14 protein-coding genes are annotated in these 17,993 nt (G+C 70.7%); 3 read left to right on the forward strand and 11 right to left on the reverse strand.

The window, feature by feature from the left end; genetic code table 11:
- Nucleotides 1-175 precede the first annotated feature (175 nt).
- The 6 genes from P0Y48_00335 to P0Y48_00360 all read right to left on the reverse strand — a co-directional run bounded on the left by P0Y48_00335 (nt 176) and on the right by P0Y48_00360 (nt 6,826).
- The gene (locus P0Y48_00335; GenBank protein ID WEK13691.1) at nt 176-946 is read right to left on the reverse strand and encodes an HpcH/HpaI aldolase/citrate lyase family protein; all 771 of its coding nucleotides are present in this window, start codon (nt 944-946) and stop codon (nt 176-178) included.
- Nucleotides 931-1,719 carry a fumarylacetoacetate hydrolase family protein gene (locus tag P0Y48_00340; GenBank protein ID WEK13692.1) on the reverse strand — a complete coding sequence of 263 codons (789 nt, stop codon included), beginning with the start codon at nt 1,717-1,719 and terminating at the stop codon, nt 931-933. Before P0Y48_00340 ends, P0Y48_00335 begins: the two co-directional genes overlap by 16 nt.
- Nucleotides 1,716-2,876: a 3,4-dihydroxyphenylacetate 2,3-dioxygenase gene (gene hpaD / locus P0Y48_00345; GenBank protein ID WEK13693.1), complete on the reverse strand. Its 1,161-nt coding sequence runs from the start codon at nt 2,874-2,876 to the stop codon at nt 1,716-1,718. Before hpaD ends, P0Y48_00340 begins: the two co-directional genes overlap by 4 nt.
- 210 nt (nt 2,877-3,086) lie before the next feature.
- A complete protein-coding gene (gene hpaE, locus P0Y48_00350; protein WEK13694.1) occupies nt 3,087-4,598 on the reverse strand; it encodes a 5-carboxymethyl-2-hydroxymuconate semialdehyde dehydrogenase in 1,512 nt (503 codons plus the stop codon).
- Nucleotides 4,599-4,625: 27 nt separating this feature from the next.
- Nucleotides 4,626-5,309 carry a GntR family transcriptional regulator gene (locus P0Y48_00355; protein ID WEK13695.1) on the reverse strand — a complete coding sequence of 228 codons (684 nt, stop codon included), beginning with the start codon at nt 5,307-5,309 and terminating at the stop codon, nt 4,626-4,628.
- Entirely contained in the window at nt 5,306-6,826 is a 1,521-nt protein-coding gene (locus P0Y48_00360; GenBank protein ID WEK13696.1) for a fumarylacetoacetate hydrolase family protein, read from the reverse strand. The genes P0Y48_00355 and P0Y48_00360 overlap by 4 nt, the downstream gene beginning before the upstream one ends.
- 99 nt (nt 6,827-6,925) lie before the next feature.
- On the opposite strand from P0Y48_00360, the gene P0Y48_00365 reads away from it, so the two are divergent.
- Nucleotides 6,926-8,314, forward strand: a complete 1,389-nt coding sequence (locus tag P0Y48_00365) for an MFS transporter (GenBank protein WEK13697.1) — start codon at nt 6,926-6,928, stop codon at nt 8,312-8,314.
- A gap of 121 nt (nt 8,315-8,435) precedes the next feature.
- The gene (locus P0Y48_00370) at nt 8,436-10,331 is read left to right on the forward strand and encodes an FAD-dependent monooxygenase (protein WEK13698.1); all 1,896 of its coding nucleotides are present in this window, start codon (nt 8,436-8,438) and stop codon (nt 10,329-10,331) included.
- 207 nt (nt 10,332-10,538) lie between these two features.
- Here the strand turns inward: P0Y48_00370 and P0Y48_00375 are convergent, their stop codons facing one another.
- On the reverse strand, nt 10,539-12,197 hold the full coding sequence (locus P0Y48_00375) for a thiamine pyrophosphate-binding protein (GenBank protein ID WEK13699.1): 1,659 nt from the start codon (nt 12,195-12,197) through the stop codon (nt 10,539-10,541).
- Nucleotides 12,198-12,563: 366 nt separating this feature from the next.
- On the opposite strand from P0Y48_00375, the gene P0Y48_00380 reads away from it, so the two are divergent.
- Nucleotides 12,564-13,703, forward strand: a complete 1,140-nt coding sequence (locus tag P0Y48_00380) for a winged helix DNA-binding domain-containing protein (GenBank protein ID WEK13700.1) — start codon at nt 12,564-12,566, stop codon at nt 13,701-13,703.
- 265 nt (nt 13,704-13,968) lie between these two features.
- On the opposite strand, the gene efeB is transcribed toward P0Y48_00380, so the two are convergent.
- The 4 genes from efeB to P0Y48_00400 form a co-directional block, all read right to left on the reverse strand.
- Entirely contained in the window at nt 13,969-15,267 is a 1,299-nt protein-coding gene (gene efeB / locus P0Y48_00385; protein WEK13701.1) for an iron uptake transporter deferrochelatase/peroxidase subunit, read from the reverse strand.
- The gene (locus P0Y48_00390; GenBank protein WEK13702.1) at nt 15,264-16,502 is read right to left on the reverse strand and encodes a peptidase M75 family protein; all 1,239 of its coding nucleotides are present in this window, start codon (nt 16,500-16,502) and stop codon (nt 15,264-15,266) included. The genes efeB and P0Y48_00390 overlap by 4 nt, the downstream gene beginning before the upstream one ends.
- Entirely contained in the window at nt 16,499-17,518 is a 1,020-nt protein-coding gene (locus P0Y48_00395; protein ID WEK13703.1) for an FTR1 family protein, read from the reverse strand. Before P0Y48_00395 ends, P0Y48_00390 begins: the two co-directional genes overlap by 4 nt.
- Nucleotides 17,519-17,664: 146 nt before the next feature.
- Nucleotides 17,665-17,970: a hypothetical protein gene (locus tag P0Y48_00400; protein WEK13704.1), complete on the reverse strand. Its 306-nt coding sequence runs from the start codon at nt 17,968-17,970 to the stop codon at nt 17,665-17,667.
- Nucleotides 17,971-17,993 lie beyond the last annotated feature (23 nt).

Consider the following 17,993-nt stretch of genomic DNA (forward strand, 5'->3'; position numbering starts at 1 on the left):
AGAACCGACACAAAGTGGGACATGACTGAGCGAAGAGTGGTGGGTGTCCCACTTTCGGTCGTAACTGACGTGCCGAACCAGCACAAAGTGGGACATGCGCAGCACAAAGTGGGACATGAAATGGGGGAGGGCGCCTGCAGGCAGGAGCGCGAACAGGGATGCCGCGCGCCGGCGATCACGCCCAGTCAGCGGCGAAAGCCTCCGACGCGCGGGCGAGGATCTGCACGTCGGCACCGACGAGCACGAACGATGCGCCCGCCTCGACGTAGGCGCGGGCGACGGCCGGGTCGAAGGCGTTCACCCCGACGGGCTTGCCCGCCGAGCTGACCGCCTCGAACGTGCGACGCACCGCCGCGACGACCTCCGGATGCGTCTGCTGGCCGAGGAGACCCATCGACGCCGCGAGGTCGGACGGCCCCACGAACACACCGTCCACACCGTCGACGGCCGCGATGTCCGCGGCGGCGTCGACCGCCTCCGCGGTCTCGATCTGCACGAACAGCGACGTGTGGCGGTCGGCATCCCGGAGGTAGTCCTCCACCCGGTTCCAGCGAGCCGACCGCGCGAGGGCGGAGCCGACGCCGCGGCGACCCCGCGGCGGGTAGCGCACGGCAGCCACGGCATCCTCGGCTTCCGCGGCCGATGAGATCATCGGCACGAGCACGTTCTGGGCGCCGAGGTCGAGCACCTGCTTGATCGTCACGACGTCGCCGATCGGCACGCGGACGACGGGGGTCGTCGGGTACGCGGCCACGGTCTGCAGCTGAGCGAGCGTGGACTCCAACCCGTTGGGGGAGTGCTCCATGTCGATGAGCACCCAGTCGATGCCCGAGCCGGCGAGGATCTCGGTCACGATCGACGACCCGGCGCACGCCCACAGGCCCGCGAGCGGCCTGGGGCTCCCCGCCAGGCGGGCGCGGAACGTCTCGGTCAGACGAAGCGGCATGTGATGGTTCCCATCGGTCCGTAGTCGCAGCGCACCTCGTCGCCGCGGGCGACCCACACGGGCCGCGTGAACGACCCGGCGAGGATGATCTCGCCCGGCTCAAGTCTGTCACCGTGCTGGTGCAGTTTGTTGGCGAGCCACGCGACGCCCGTGGCGGGATGACCGAGCACCCCCGCCGCGACGCCGGTCTCCTCGACCTCGCCGTTCACGCGGAGCACGCCCGGCACCCACGGCAGGTCGACGTCGGACGGATGCCGGTGCGTGTCGCCCAGGACCATAGCCCCGTACGCGGCGTTGTCGCTGATCGTGTCGACGATCGTCCGACCCTCCAGCTCGATGTGGGAGTTGAGGACCTCCAGCGCCGGGACCACGTAGTCCGTCGCACGGAGGGCGCCTTCGAGGGTGGCATCCGGTCCGGACAGGGGCTCGCGCAGCACGAACGCGAGTTCGACCTCCACGCGCACGTTCGAGAAGTGATCGACGGGGATGCCGTCCCCGCTGCGGTACACGGTGTCGTCGAACATGACACCGTAGTCGGGTTCGGTGATGCCCGTCGCCTGCTGCATCGCCCGGGAGGTGAGCCCGATCTTGCGGCCCACGAGGCGGCGACCCGATGCCGTCATGCGATCGCGCCAGACGCCCTGGATCGCGTATGCGTCGTCGACCGTCGCCTCCGGGTGGCGCGCGGTGATCCGCGGGATGACGCCGTGCGTGCGGTCGGCCTCCGCGAGCTCGGCCGCCAAAGCGGCGACAGTGTCTGCCGGGAGGGTCACAGCTGGTGGCCCAGCTTGTACTCGCCCTGCTTGTACTCCGGCAGGTCGCCCTCGCCCGGACGCGTGTACGAGAAGCCGTCGGCGCCGATCGTGACCGCCATCTCGGACGAATCGGTGCGTGCCACGACCGGCTGCGGGTTGCCGTCGAGATCGAGGACGAGGGATGCCTCGGTGTACCACGACGGGACGACCGGATTGCCCCACCAGTCCCGGCGCTGGTTGTCGTGCACGTCCCACGTGACGACGGGGTTGTCGGGGTCTCCCGTGTAGTAGTCCTGCGTGTAGATCTCCACGCGGTGGCCGTCGGGGTCGCGCAGGTACAGGTAGAACGCGTTCGAGACGCCGTGGCGTCCGGGGCCGCGCTCGATGGCATCCGATCGGCGGAGGGCGCCGAGCTTGTCGCAGATGGCGAGGATGTTGTGCTTCTCGTGCGTCGCGAACGCGACGTGGTGCATGCGCGGTCCGTCGCCGCCGGTCATCGCGGTGTCGTGGACGGTGGGCTTGCGGCGCATCCACGCGGCGTAGACGGTGCCCTCCTCGTCCTGGATGTCCTCGGTCACGCGGAAGCCCAGCGACTGCATGAAGTTGACGGCGCGCGGCACGTCGGGGGTCACCTGGTTGAAGTGGTCGAGGCGCACGAGCTCGCCCGGAGTGTGCAGGTCGTACCGCCACGACAGCCGCTCGACGTGCTCCGTCTGGAAGAAGAACTCGTACGGGAAGCCCAGCGGGTCGGTCACGCGCACCGCGTCGCCGATGCCCTTCACGAACCCGTCCGCACGGCGCTCGACACGGCATCCGAGTTCCGTGTAGAACGCGACCGCCTTGTCGAGGTCTTCGGCGGAGCGCACGCGGTAGGAGAAGGCGGCCACCGCGGCGACGGGGCCCTGGCGGAGGACGAGGTTGTGGTGGATGAACTCCTCCGTCGACCGGAGGTAGATCGCCTGGTCGTCCTCTTCCGTGACGTAGAGGCCCAGCACGTCGACGTAGAAGACACGGGATGCCGCGAGGTCGGTGACCACGAGCTCCATGTAGGCGCAGCGCAGGATGTCGGGCGCGGGGGAGCTCGGCGTGGGAATCGGGTTGTCGGAGCGGATCGGCGCTTCCTGGCTCACGTAGTAGCCCGAGGAGGTCAGCGTCATCTCGTCGCGGTGGGTCATGTCAGCGTCCTTGCTTCGTGTCGTGGTTCGGGTGTTCGCTCAGCGGTTCGTCTCTGCGGTTCGTCTCTGCGTTTCGTCTCTGCGTTTCGTCTCGCTGCGCTCGCTCAACGACCGGGCGGGGGGGGGGCATCCGGTCGTTGAGTGAGGAGCGGAGCGACGAGTCGAAACGCAGAGGAGCGGAGCGACGAGTCGAAACGCAGAGGAGACGCATCAGTTCTTGCCGAAGGTGGGGTTGTGGACCTCGCCGAGCGTGATGTGCACGGCCTGCTGGTCGGTGTAGAAGTCGATCGAGCGGTAGCCGCCCTCGTGCCCGAGTCCCGAGGCCTTGACGCCGCCGAACGGGGTGCGGAGGTCGCGCACGTTGTTCGAGTTCAGCCACACCATGCCGGCATCCACGGCACCCGCGAACCGGTGAGCGCGCTTCAGGTCGTTGGTCCAGACGTAGGCGGCGAGGCCGTACTTCGTGTCGTTGGCGAGGGTGAGGGCCTCCTCCTCGGTGTCGAACGGCGTGATCGCCACCACCGGGCCGAAGATCTCCTCCTGGAAGATGCGCGCGTCGGGGGCGACGTCGACGAACACCGTGGGGGCGACGAAGTTGCCGAACGCGAACCCCTCCGGCTGGCCGCCGCCGGCGACCAGGCGCCCCTCGGTCTTGCCGATCTCCACGTACGACATCACCTTCGCGAAGTGCTCGGGGTGGACGAGCGCCCCCACCTCGGTGGCCGGGTCGTGCGGGTACCCGACCTTCACCCGCGCTGCCTGCGCCGCGTAGCGCTCGACGAACGCGTCGTAGATCGGGCGCTCGACGAGGATGCGGCTGCCGGCCGTGCAGCGCTCGCCGTTGAGGGAGAAGACACCGAAGATCGTCGCGTCGACGGCGGCGTCGAGATCGGCGTCGGCGAACACGATCGCCGGCGACTTGCCGCCGAGTTCCATCGACAGTCCCTTGAGATACGGGGCCGCGTTCGCGAAGATCAGCTGTCCCGTGCGGCTCTCGCCGGTGAAGGAGATGAGCGGCACGTCGGGGTGCTTGACGAGGGCGTCGCCGGCATCCTCCCCGAGGCCGTTGACGAGGTTGAAGACGCCCTGCGGCAGCCCTGCTTCCTCGAAGATGCCTGCCCACAGCGATGCCGACAGCGGCGTGAACTCGGCGGGCTTCAGTACCACGGTGTTGCCCGTCGCGAGAGCCGGACCGAGCTTCCACGACTCGAGCATGAACGGGGTGTTCCAGGGCGTGATGAGCCCCGCGACGCCGATCGGCTTGCGGTTGACGTAGTTCAGCTGACGGCCGGGCACCTTGAACGTGTCGTCGGCCTGGGCCACGATCAGGTCGGCGAAGAAGCGGAAGTTCTCGGCGGCCCGCCGCGCCTGACCGAGCGCCTGCGTGATGGGGAGACCGGAGTCGAAGGACTCCAGTTCGGCGAGCCGCGCGTCGCGGGACTCGACGATGTCGGCGATGCGGTGCAGCACACGCGAACGCTCACGCGGCAGCATCCTCGGCCACGGCCCGTCGGCGAACGCGCGCCGCGCTGCCGCGACGGCCCGGTCGATGTCCGCCTTCTTTCCGGCGGCGGCCTGCACGTACGTCTCGTTGGAGACGGGTTCCAGCACGTCGAAGGTGTCGCCGTCGAGCGAGTCGACGAACGCGCCGTCGATGTAGTGCTGGATGCGGCTCGGAAGGTCGGCCGGCACGTGACGGGCGTCGAGGGCGGGGGTGGTCATGGTGCTCCTTGTGGTGACGGGAGGCGGTCAGAACGCCGGAAGCCCGAGGGCTTCGTCGGGGTGCTCGTGGATCATGTAGGCGTCGAGGGTGGCCGAGCGGTGACGGCGGGCGGCCTTCTCGATCTCGCCGAGGGGGGCGCCGTGCTCGATGAGGCGGACGATGTTCTCGTGCTCGCGCACCGACTCCTGCGCTCGGCCCGGGACGAAGCTGAACGTGGAGTCGCGGAGGTTGCCCAGGCGCCCCCACTCGGCCTCGACGAGTTCGAGCATGCGGGGGTTCGGGCACTTGCCGAACAGCGTCGCGTGAAACTCCTGATTGAGGCGCGTGAACGCGTGCGGGTCGAAGTGCTCGAGCGTCTCGATCATGAGCTCGTTGATCCGGCGGGCGGCGTGGATGTCGTCGGCAGTGAGGCGGCGGGCCGCGAGCGCCGTGGCCGTCCCCTCCAGGATGCTGAGCGCCTGCATGCTGTACCGGTACTGCGTGTCGTCGACCATCGAGACGCGGGCGCCGACGTTGCGTTCGAACGTGACGAGTCCTTCTGCCTCCAGCTGACGGATGGCCTCGCGGACGGGGACGACGCTCATGTCGAGCTCGCTGGCGATCGTCCCGAGCACGAGGCGGTAGCCCGGAGTGAAGACCTGGCTCGCGATCCGCTCCTTGATCCAGTGATATGCCTGCTGCGACTTGCTCCGGCTTGCGATCTCGGTCACGGGGACACCCTTTCGGCCTCGTAGCGCGCGCGCCACACGTCGTTCATCGGGAACAGGCCGTCGAGGGGATGTCCCTCGGCGATGCGGGCGGCGACCCAGGCGTCCTCGTCCTCGCGGGCGAGCGCGGCGTCGGCGATCTCCGCCGCCAGGGCCGGGGGGATGACGATCACGCCGTCGGCGTCGCCCACGATGATGTCGCCGGGCTGCACCGTCGTGCCGCCGCACGCGATCGTCAGGTCGTGGTCCCAGGGCACGTGCTTGCGTCCGAGCACCGCCGGGTGGGCTCCCGCGGTGTACACGGGAAGTCCGACGGCGGTGACGGCATCCACGTCGCGCACGCCGCCGTCGGTGACGACGCCGGCCGCGCCGCGCGCGTGCGCCCGGATCGCGAGCACGTCGCCGAGCGTGCCCGAGCCCGTCTCGCCGCGGGCCTCGATGACGAGCACCTCACCGGCATCCACGGAGTCGAACGCGCGCTTCTGCGCGTTGTGGCCGCCGCCGTGGCTCGCGAACAGGTCTTCCCGGTTCGGGACGAAGCGGAGCGTGCGGGCCGTGCCTACGAGCTTCGCGCCGGGATGGAGGGGACGCACACCGTCGATCGCGACGTTGTCGAGCCCCCGGGCCCGCAGCTGCTGCGACAGCGCCGCGACCGGAACCCGCATGAGCTTGTCGCGAAGGGCGGGGTCGAGGGCCGGACGGGCGGGGTCGATGGTCGGGCGGACGGGGGCTCCGGTGGCGGCTGCCGCTCCGGTGGCGGGGGCGTCGTGCCCCCAGGCCTCCGCGCGCTGCGTGTCGTCGACCGCGGGGAGCGATCCGAGGGCCGCGTCGAAGCCGGGTCCCTCGTCGGCGACGACGGTCGTGACGAGGCGGCCCGACGTCGCCCCGGAGGCGGGGGAGTCGACTTCGACCTCGACGATGTCGCCCGGTTCGATGACCGACGACCCCGCCGGGGTGCCGGTGAGGATGACGTCGCCGGGCTCCAGAGTGAGCTGCTGGCTCAGGTCGGCGACGATCTGCGCGAGCGGGAAGAGGAGCCCCGCGGTCGTGTCGTCTTGGACGAGCGTGCCGTTCACCCACGTGCGCACGCGGAGCGCCGCCGGATCGACCGCGCGCGCGTCGATGAGATCCGCGCCGATCGGCGTGAACCCGTCACCGCTCTTGGAGCGGACGTTCGATCCCTTGTCGTTGGCGCGCAGGTCGTACAGTCCGAGGTCGTTGGCGGCCGTGACCCACCCCACGTGGTCCCACGCCTCGTCCAGCGAGACGCGGCGCGCGGTCGTGCCGATGACGAGTGCGACCTCGCCCTCGAACGCGAGGAGTTCGGTGCCGGTCGGACGGATCACGGTGGAAGGTGAGGATGCCACGGAGCTCGACGCCTTGAAGAAGTACGAGGGGGCTTCGGGGCGACGTCCTCGCTGCTCGGCGCGGGAGATGTAGCTGAGGTGCACCGCGATGATCTTGCCCGGGCGGCCTGGCAGGGCGGCGAACCGGTGATCGGTGGGGGTGTCGATGGTCATGAGCTCCCTCGCTCTTGCGTCGTATCTGAAATCGTATATGATCCTGAACCAGCGGGCAAGCACCGCAACGACAGCGACGTCACCGACACAGGAGTCACCATGACCGCATCATCGCCCACCCCCCGGGCGGGTTTCACCCCGACGGGTACGATCTCGACGGCCACCGATCGTCGACGCGTGGTGTTCGCCACCGTCGTCGGCACGACGGTCGAGTGGTACGACTTCTTCATCTACGCCTCCGCGGCGGGGCTCGTCTTCGGACAGCTCTTCTTCGCGCCCGCCGGTGAGGAGTTCGGGCAAATCCTCTCCTTCCTCACCGTGGGCATCAGTTTCCTCTTCCGCCCGCTCGGCGCCTTCCTCGCGGGCCACCTCGGCGACAAGTACGGGCGGCGCCTCGTGCTCATGCTGACACTCGTGCTCATGGGCGTCGCCACGACCCTCGTCGGTGTGCTGCCGACATATGCGCAGATCGGCATCCTGGCGCCGATCCTGCTGATCTTCCTCCGCATCCTGCAGGGCATCTCCGCCGGCGGCGAGTGGGGCGGCGCGGTGCTCATGGCCGTCGAGCACGCCCCCAAGACCAAGCGCGGGATGTTCGGTGCGTCCCCGCAGATCGGCGTGCCGCTCGGGCTCCTCCTGGCATCCGCTGTCCTCGCGCTCGTGGCACTCCCCGGCGAGGAGTTCTTCCTCACGTGGGGCTGGCGCATCCCGTTCCTGCTGAGCGTCGCGCTCATCCTCATCGGCTACTACGTGCGGCGCCGCGTCGAGGAGAGCCCCGTCTTTCTCGAACTCGCCGAGCGCAAAGAAGAGACGCGGATGCCGATCGTGCAGCTGTTCCGCAAGCACGCGCTCCTCGTGATCGTCGCCGCCTTCGTCTTCGCCGGCAACAACGCCGTCGGTTACATGACCACCGGGGGATACATCCAGCGGTACGCCACCGACCCCGCCGGACCCGTGGGCCTCGCGACCTCCGACGTGCTCTGGGCCGTCACGCTGTCGGCCGTGTCCTGGCTCGTCTTCACGTGGATCGCAGGGTGGCTCTCCGACCGTCTCGGCCGACGCACCACGTACCTCATCGGCTGGGTGCTGCAGCTCGTCGGCGTCTTCCTCCTCTTCCCGCTCGTGAACACGGGCGACGTCGCGATGCTGGCGCTCGGACTCGTGATCCTGACCGTCGGGCTCGGGTTCACCTACGGACCGCAGGCGGCGCTCTACACCGAGCTCTTCCCGGCATCCATCCGGTTCTCGGGGGTCTCGATCTCCTACGCGATCGGCGCGATCCTCGGCGGCGCGTTCGCCCCCACGATCGCGACGGCGCTCGTGCAGGCCACCGGCTCCACTCAGGCCGTCACCTGGTACCTCGCCGGCATGACGGCCCTGGGCCTGCTCGCCACCCTCCTCCTGCGCGACCGCACCGGCATCCCGCTCGGGCCCGACCACGAGGCCGAGCAGTCGGTGAGCCCGATCCGCGGACTCGCGAAGGCCTGACCCCCCAGGGCCGACCCCCCAGGGCCGCGAGCGGATTCGGAGGACGCGACCGACCGCGTCCTCCGAATCCGAGAGATGATGGCAGCAACCCGACGTCTACGTCGGGGAAGGATCGAAGACGATGCAGTTTCACCACCACGGTTACGTCTCGGGCGACCCGCGTGTTCAGCCGGCGGCCGGCGTCGGGCTCGACCGGCCCACCGACCTCCCCGACGAGATCGACGTCCTGATCGTCGGCTCGGGGCCGGCGGGGATGCTGCTCGCGGCCCAGCTGTCGCAGTACCCGACCGTCGTCACGCGACTCATCGAGCGACGCGACGGGCGGCTCGTGCTCGGGCAGGCCGACGGCATCCAGCCGCGCAGCGTGGAGACCTTCCAGGCCTTCGGGTTCGCCGAGCGGATCACGGCCGAGGCGTACAACATCGGGTGGATGAACTTCTGGGGACCCGACCCCGACGACCCCAGCCGCATCGTGCGGCGCTCGCGCACAGCCGACTACGCCTACCAGATCAGCGAGTTCCCCCACCTCATCGTCAACCAGGCGCGCGTGCTCGACTACTTCGCCGAGGCGGCCGCTCTCGGCCCGGGTCGACTCGTGCCCGACTACGGCGTCGAGTTCCTCGGACTGACCGTGCACGACCGCGGCGACTATCCCGTCGAGGTGCGGCTGCGCTACACCGCCGGCGAGCGTGCCGGTGAGGAGCGTGTCGTGCACGCGAAGTACGTCGCCGGGTGCGACGGCGCCCGCAGCGGCGTGCGGGAGGCGATCGGACGGCGACACGTCGGCGACATCTCGCAGCACGCGTGGGGGGTCATGGACGTACTCGTGACGACCGACTTCCCCGACTGGCGCATCAAGTGCGCCATCAACGCGGAGGCGGGGAACATCCTCCACATCCCGCGCGAGGGCGGCTACCTCAGCCGCATGTACATCGATCTGGGCGCCGTCGCCGCCGACGACGACCATCGGGTGCGACAGACGCCCATCGAGGAGATCATCCGCCGCGCGAACGAGATCCTCCACCCCTACTCGATCGACGTGAAGCAGGTCGCCTGGCACAGCGTCTACGAGGTCGGGCACCGTGTGACCGACGGATTCGACGACGCGCTCGAGGTCGACCGCGACCCCCGCGTCTTCCTCACCGGCGACGCCTGCCACACGCACAGCGCGAAGGCCGGGCAGGGCATGAACGTGTCGATGCAGGACGGCTTCAACCTCGGCTGGAAGCTCGGCGCGGTGCTCACCGGACGCAGCCCCGCCTCGCTCCTCGCGACCTACGGCGCGGAACGCCGGCCCGTCGCCCAGCAGCTCATCGATTTCGACCGTGAGTGGTCCTCGCTCATGGCGCGCAAGCCCGAGGAGATCTCCGACCCGCAGGACCTCGCCACCTACTACCTCGCGACCGCCGAGTTCCCCTCCGGGTTCATGACCCAGTACGGACCGTCGCAGATCGTCGGCGAAGACACCCATCAGTCACTCGCGGCGGGGTTTCCCCTCGGCAAGCGGTTCCAGAGCGTCCCGGTGACGCTGGTCGCCGACGGCAACACGGTGCACCTCGGCCACCACGCCAAGGCCGACGGCCGCTGGCGGATCTATGCCTTCGCCGACGCCGCGGCATCCGGGGGCGCGCATCTCGCCCTCGATGCCTGGGCGGAGTGGCTCGGCCGGGCTCCGGAGTCTCCCGTGCGCCGCTTCACGCGGGACGACGAGGATGCCGATGCGCTCTTCGACGTGAAAGTCGTCTACCCCGAGAGCTTCGAGGAGGTCGATGTGGCGCGCGTGCCGTCGGTGTTCCGGCCGGCGACGGGGCCGCTGGGCCTCACCGACGACGAGAAGGTCTTCGCGGCCGGGCCGACCGTGTGGAACGCGGTCGACATCTTCGCCGAGCGAGGGCTGTCGCGCGACGGTGTCGTGGTCGTCGTGCGGCCCGACCAGTACGTCGCCGCCGTTCTGCCGCTCACGGCCACGGCAGAGTTCGCCGCCTTCTTCGACGGCGCGCTGCTCCCGGCGCGGTAAGCCGGGCGCGTGCCGCGGGCCGGCGGGTGCTGCGGGCCGGTGGATGCTGGGGGCCGGTGGATGTCACATGTCCCACTTCCGGTGCACCATGTCCCACATCGGGCGAAGCATGTCCCACATTGCGTCGCTTCGTGGGGTTCGGAACGACCGGAAGTGGGACATGGCCGTCTCGCCTCGCCGGCGGAGCAGCCACAGCGCGACCGCGCCTCAGCTGTTCACCCGGATGATCTCCTGCTGATACGGAGCGATCACCTCGCCGGAGATGCGGCAGTCGAGCAGCAGGAACGGACGCTCGGATGCCGGTCGCGCCGCCCACTCCTCGAGTGCCTGCAGGTCGTCCAGTGCGCGGACGACGACGCCGTCTGCGCCGACGGCGCGGGCGAGGCCGGCGAAATCGACCTCCGGGATGAGCATCGGTTCGCGCGCCAGCCCTTGCAGCCCGTAGAGGTTCACCTCCGCGCCGTAGGCCGCGTCGTTCCAGACGACGGCGAGCCCGCGTCCGGCGGCGACCCGCACAGCGGACTCCAGGTCGGCCAGCGCCATGAGCCCGCCGCCGTCGCCTGTCGTGAGCACGACCGTGGCATCCGGTTTCGCGAGCGCGGCTCCGGGGACCGACGGGAAGCCGAGCCCGATCGAATGGTAGGCGGTGCCGATCATGAGCATGCGATCGGGTGATGCGACCGGCCAGTACATGTTCGCCCAGCCGATGAAGTGCCCGCCGTCGGAGACGACGACCCGGTCCCGGGTCGACGGATGCCGTTCGAGCGCCTCGCCGATGCGGACGGCGACCGCCCGGGGGTCGAGCCGTCCGTCGGCGGCGAGGGGGTCGCCGCTCTCGCGGGTGAGGAGAGGGCGGATCTCCACGCTCTCCCGCCATCCCGACGGCGTCGACCCCGCGAGAGCGTCGGCGAGAGCGGATGCCACGACGGCAGCATCACCGCGGATGAACCCGCCCACGTGCGGATGCGTCGCAGCGGCAGCGACGTCGACCTGGACGACCCGCGTGCCGGGGGCGAACAGGTCGCCGAACCGCATCGTGAACTGGTTGAGACCGGCGCCGAACACGACGGCGACGTCGGCCGTGCGGATGAGCTCCATCGCGCCGTCGGCGCCGAACCCGCCCGTGACCCCGAGGTCGAACTCCGCGCGGGGGAAGATGCCGCGCCCGAGCGCCGTCGTGGCCGTCAGCGCCCCCGTGGCATCCGCGAGTCGACCGAGCGCGTCGCCGGCGCCCGCGAGCCATGCGCCACGACCCGCGAGAAGCAGCGGACGCTCGGCCCGCGCGAGCTGGTCGGCGAGGTCGGCGACGGCGGCCCGCGCGAACGGCGACGGCGCGATCGGCGCGGGGAGGTCAGGTTCGGGGGCGGGCGGCACCGGGCCCGCGTCGCGCTTGGCGACGTCGTAGGGGATCGCGAGCACCGTCGGCACCCGATACGACAGGGCGTGCTCGATCGCGATGATCGTGGTGGCCGCGGCATCCGCTCGCCCCACCGTGTACGTGCGGGCGCCGACGGCGGAGGCGAGAGCGATCTGGTCGACGTCCCACGGGCGGGGACCCGAGGTGGGTTCGTCGCCGACGACGAGAATCAGTGGCACATGGGCCTGCACCGCTTCGGCCAGCGCCGTGAGCGTGTTCGTGAACCCGGCGCCGTAGGTGGCGGTGGCGGCGGCGAGCCCACCGCCGGCGCGGTAGTAGGCGTCGGCGGCGACCACGCCTCCGGCCTCGTGCCGGACGGCCGTGAAGGACACGTCGGTGGAGCGCTCCAGGGCGTCGAGGAAGTGGGCGTTGCCGTTGCCCATGACGCCGAAGACGTGGTCGATGTGGCGGGCGAGGGTATGCGCAACGTGCGCGGAAACCGTGGGCATGGGAGCTCCAACGAGACGGGACGGATGTGAGGCCGTATGTGTCTCGCTCGCGTGACGACGACGTCGACGCGGCTGCGTGCCCCTTTTCCGAGCACCGGCGGCGAACCACCGGACAGGGGAAGTGTATACGATCCGGTTCCTTCAGGTAGGGGGCTGAGGAGATGGGCAGGTGGGCAGGTGAGGTGGGCAGGTGGCTAGGCAGGTGGCGGGGCTGGGCAGGTGAGGTGGGCTGAGGAGGTGGGCTGGGCAGGCATGTCCCGATTTCGGTCGTCCGGGCGCAGGCATGTCCCGAATACGGTCGTTTCGCGAGTGCGTGAACGACCGAAAGTGGGACATGGGATGCCGAAAGTGGGACATGCTGGCGGGATGGACACCGGCGGGATGAACACCGAGCGGCTGCGCGCCGACCGGCTGCGCGCCGACCGGCTGCGCACCGAGCGGCTGCGCACCGACCGGCTGCGCGCCGAGCGGTTGCGTAGCCACCGGTTGAGCGCCCCCGCGGCATCCGTCGCCGACGCCGCCGCACACATGACGGCCACGCAGGCGCAGGAGTTCTGGGGAGGCCGCTGGGCGCTCGCCGCCCGCACGGCCAGCCATCCGACGCTGTCGGAGGTCGACGCGGCGTTCGACCGGCCGGGTTCGCTCGTCCGGTCGTGGACGCAACGCGGGACGCTCCACATCGTGCCGGCGCGAGACCTCGCGTGGATGCTGGAGGTCACCGGTGAACGGCAGACGAAGCAGTACGCCGGCATCCACCGTTCGCTCGGCATCGATGCCGACATGCTCGCGCGGGCCGAGGCGGCGGTGCGTCCCGTGCTCGCCGGGGGCAACCGGATCACCCGACCGGAGTTCGGGCAGGTGCTCGACGCCGCCGGAATCGACCCGTCGGGCATGCGCGGCAACCACATCTTCTCGGCGCTCGCGCTGCGCCTCGTCGTCGTGCTCGGCCCGGTCGTTCCGCGCGAGGGCGGCCCCACCCGCGATCAGTACGTCGTCGCGCCGGAGGAGTGGATCCCGGATGCCGCGGCGCCCGACGACCCGCTCGCGGAACTCTTCGTGCGCTACCTGCGTGGACACGCGCCCGCAGGCCTGGACGATTTCGGCTGGTGGGCGGGGCTCCCGAAGGGGCTTGCGCAACGGGCGCGCGACGGGGCCGGCGGCCGCGTCGCCGAGGTCGACGAAGGCATCTTCGCTCTCACGGAGACCGCGCCACGGCGTCGCGAGGTCGATCGGGTGCGGGCGCTGCCCCCCTTCGACGAGTACTACCTGTCCTACGCCGACCGCACCACGGCGTGCGCTCCGGAGTTCGTGCAGCGCATCGGTCCGAGCATGAACGGGATCGTCAAGCCGGTGCTCGTCGCCGATGGCGAGATCGTCGGCGTCTGGTCGCACTCGGTGGCGGTCGGCAAGCACCACCTTCCTCCGGTGCCGGAGCCCTTCGGCGAGGCCGACGACGCCGGCGTCGCGGCCGCCCTCGCGCGGTTCGCCCGCTTCATCACTGGCTGAGCTGCACCGCAGGGCTGCCGTGGCCTGGTGGTGGTGGTCGGTGACAGTGGCTGACGGCATCCCTGCCCCGTCGCCTCGGCATAGCGGCTCCGTTGCCTCGGCATAGCGGAGGTGATCTGCACAAGGGAGGGTGGGATGCCGTCAGCGACCCTCCGCTGTGCAGATCTCCTCCCCACCGCGACCGGCGGCACCCGCGGCGGGGGCTCCCGTCCCGGCGGCACCCGCGACCGGCGGCACCGCCACCGCGGCACCGCCGCCGCGCGCCTCAGGCGAAGAGCTCGGCCCCGACGTACGAACCGGGTGCCGCGCCGCGGGGGATCGCCCAGATCCCCGACCCGACGTGGCGGATGTACTCGTTCATCAGATCGGTCGACAGCGCCCGCTGCAGTGTCACGAACTGCTCCGGCGACCGCTGGTACGACAGGAAGAACAGCCCCGCGTCGAGGCGACCGAGCTCGGTGTTCCCGTCGACGAAGTTGTACCCGCGGCGGAGGATGCGGATGCCGTCGTTGAGCTCCGGGTGGGCGAGGCGCACGTGCGAGGCGGTGTCGATCGCGGGGGAGCCCGTGGCATCCTTGGCCTCGAAGTCCGGCTCGGTCATCTCCCCGCCGCCCGACAGCGGTGCGCCTTCGCCCTTGTCGCGGCCGACGATGCGCTGCTGCTCCGACAGGCGCACGCGATCCCACGTCTCGATGATCATCGCGATACGGCGGGCGACGAGATAGGAACCACCGGCGAGCCAGGCGGGCTCGTCGTCCGGCGCGACCCACACGTGATCGGCGAGGGCGGCCGTGTCGTCGGAGAGGATGTTGGCGGTGCCGTCCTTGAACCCGAACAGGTTCCGCGGGGTGGCTTGGGCCGCCGACGTGCGCGACGTCTTGCCGAACCCGAGCTGCGACCAGCGCAACCGTGCCCGGCCGAACGCGATCCGGCTGAGGTTGCGGATCGCGTGCACGGCCACCTGCGGATCGTCGGCGCACGCCTGGATGCACAGGTCGCCGTTCGAGCGCTCCGGATCGAGGTCGTCCCCGAGGAACGCGGGGAGCTTCGCCAGCCCGCGGGGGCGCAGTGCCGCGAGCCCGTAGCGGTCGTCGCCCTCGGCGGTCTCGAACAGCGTCGGACCGAACCCGAACGTGATCGTCAGTCCCGAGGCCGGGAGCCCGAGCGCCTCGCCCGTGTCGTCGGGCGGTGCCTCCAACGCGCCCCCGACGGCACCGGTCGCACTCACGTCGAGGCCCTGCGTCATGCGCGACGCGGCGTAGCTCCAGTCCTGCAGCAGCGACTGCAGATCGGCGCGGTCGGTGCGCGCCATCATGTCGAACGACGCGAAATGGAGGTGGTCCTGCACGGGCGTCGTGATGCCCGCCTGGTGGGCTCCGAAGAACTCGTACACGGATGCCGCGCCCTCGGCGGCGCGGGCACGTCCGACAGCGACGCCGGCGGCCGTGCCCGCTCCCGCGCCGAGCGCGAGGCCGGCCGCGCCGACGCCGGCGGCGAGTCCGAGGAGCCCTCGGCGGCTGAGCCCCCGGACGGCATCCGGGGCGGTCGGCTCCTCCACGGTCACTGCAGGACGGTCGAAGTGAGCTGCGACAGCGGCTCGGCCAGGGCGTTGAGGAGGTCGGTGAGCTCGCGCTTGTCGGCGTCGGTCAGCTCGCCGTAGGTGACGAAGCCGTCGGCGAGCGAGCCGTGCGTCGCGAGCGACTCCTCGAGGGCGTCGTAGCCCTCGTCGATCTGCTGCGCGAGGGTCGCACCCTCGTCGCCGGTCGCGACGGCGAAGTCCTCGACGAGCGAGAACGCCATCTTCGAGCCCTCGACATTGGCGGCGAAGTCCCACAGGTCGGTGCCCGACCACCAGTCCTCCTCGCCGGTGATCTTGCCGGTGGCGACCTCGTCCAGGAGCGCGATCGCACCGTTGGAGATGCCCGCGACGCCCTGCGCGTCGAGCGCGGCCTGGAAGTCGGTCGAGTGGACGTAGTCGTTCAACTCGGCGACGTCGGCGATCAGCTGGTCACCGAAGGCGGCGCGCTCGGCATCCGTCGACGGCGCCCAGTCCTGCCACGCGGGGGTCTCGCCGTCGGCGTTGAGTGCGTCCTTCTCGGGCACCCAGAGGTCCTTCTCGATGCGGTGGAAGCCGGTCCAGTCGAGGCCTTCGGCCACGGCATCCACTTCGCGGTAGTCGATGCGGGGGTCGAGGTCGCCCAGCGACTCCGCGACCGGCTCGATCCGCTCGTAGAAGGCGCGCACCTGCGGGAACTGCGTCCGCGCGGTCTCATCGTCGCCCGACTCGTAGGCCGCGACGAACTCGTCGACCGCCGGCACGAGCTGCTCGACCTGGTCCTTGACGAACGCGGCGTAGAGGTCGACGGCCCGCTGCTTCTGCTCGGCGTCGTCACCCGTGGCGGCGACCGCGTCGCCCGAGACCGTGAAGCCGGCCCGGCCGACGCCCTCGCCGACCATGCCCGGCTTGCAGAGAGTGAAGTACTCGCCGGGCTGCGCGACGACGGTGAGCGTGCGCGACGCGCCGGGCGCGATGTTCTCGACCTCGCCGACGATCCGCAGGCCGTCATCGGCCAGCAGGTAGAACTCGCTCACCTGCGAGCTGTCGTTCGCCACCTGGAAGGTCAGCGTCCCGCTCGTGGCCGTTCCCGTGGACACCTCGCAGGACGTGTCGGTGGAGGTGACGGTCAGCGCGTCGCTCGCGGCGACGTCGGCCTTGGCGACGCAGCCGGCGAGGGCGAGCGCAGTCACGCCGGCGACGGCGAGGACCGCGAGGGGCTGGGCGGTGACGAGGCGGGTCATGATGCTCCTTGCTGTGCACGGGACGGGGAGAGGGATGCCGTGGCGGTGGCGCCGGCATCCGTCGAGGCTGCTTGCGGGGAAGCGGGGCGACGGCGACGGAGACCGCGGACGAAGAACGTGCCGACGATGGCGACGTACAACGTCCACGCGATCACCTGCAGCCAGGTCATCAGCGGCATGAAGCCCACGGTCGCCTGCAGCACCGCGGCGAGCGGGCCGCCGGGGGCGACCGACGCGCTCACGTCGAACGCCCAGCCGAAGGGGAATCCACTGAGGCCCACGGCGACCGCGCCGGTGGCGGGGTCGAGGGGAGCGGTCGCGGAGAACGGCCCCGGAAGGGCGCCGGCTTCCTGCAGGTCGTGTATCGCGTACGCGAGCACGCCCGCGGCGACGATCACGAGGAACGCGCCGGTCCACGCGAAGAAGACGCGGAGGTCGAGGCGCAGCATGCCGCGGGCGAGCAGCCAGCCGAGGAGCACGGCGGCGGCGAGCCCGAGCAGGGCGCCGACGAGGGCGGAAGGGGCGTCGCCGAACGACTGCACCATCGACCACAGCAGCAGGGTCGTCTCGATGCCCTCGCGGGCGACGGACACGAAACCGATGACGACGATGCCCCATGCCCACGTCACGCCCCGGGTCGCTGCGCGTCCCGCGGAGCCTCCGCCGCGGGGGCCCAGCCCGTCGGTGGCGAGCGCGCGATCGATCTCGCCTTCGAGGCTGGACTTCAGGGTGCGCGCCGTGCGCTGCATCCAGAAGATCATCCAGGTGACCATGCCCACCGCGAGCAACGACAGGAGTCCGCCGATGAGTTCCTGCGCCTCGAAGGTGAGTGCATAGGAGCCGAAGGTGAGCACCGCGCCGATGCCGAGTGCCAGCGCGACCGCGAGGCCGATGCCCGTCCAGAGTCGGGGCAGCACGTCGCGGCGACCGACGCGGGTGAGGTAGGCGACCAGGATGCCGACGACGAGCGCGGCTTCGAGGCCTTCGCGGAGGCCGATGAGGAAGGTGGCGAGCACGGGGTCTCTTCGGGGTGTGGCGGATGCGAGGCCGGTGCCTGCTGCCCCGTTGCAGCCTTCGGTTTGTCACCTTAGGTTAGGCGAACCTCACTCGCGAGAGCGTACACCGCGGACCGCGTCGATTCCAACCCCTGGGAGGAGGAGGGTCAGCTCAGAAGGGGCATGGTGAGGAGGAAGAGGGGCCCCGCGATCAGGGAGGCGGTGAGGATGAAGGTGCCGGCGGCGAAGAACTCGAACGGCACCCCGTGCGGGCTGCGGCGACGGACGGCGGCGTACACGATCGATGCCAGCACCGCGGCCGCGCTGATCAGTCCGGTGAGCCACGGCACGCCCGAGACCACCACCGCCTGCGGCAGGAGGAGGTACCCGAGGAAGACGGCATTGGTGCCGGTCGACAGCAGCGCGACGCCGAGCACGACCCACACCGAGTTGATGATGGCGAGGATCTGCACCCTCCGCAGGTAGGCAGAGCGCG

Source organism: Candidatus Microbacterium phytovorans (assembly GCA_029202445.1).
Classification (GTDB): domain Bacteria; phylum Actinomycetota; class Actinomycetes; order Actinomycetales; family Microbacteriaceae; genus Microbacterium; species Microbacterium phytovorans.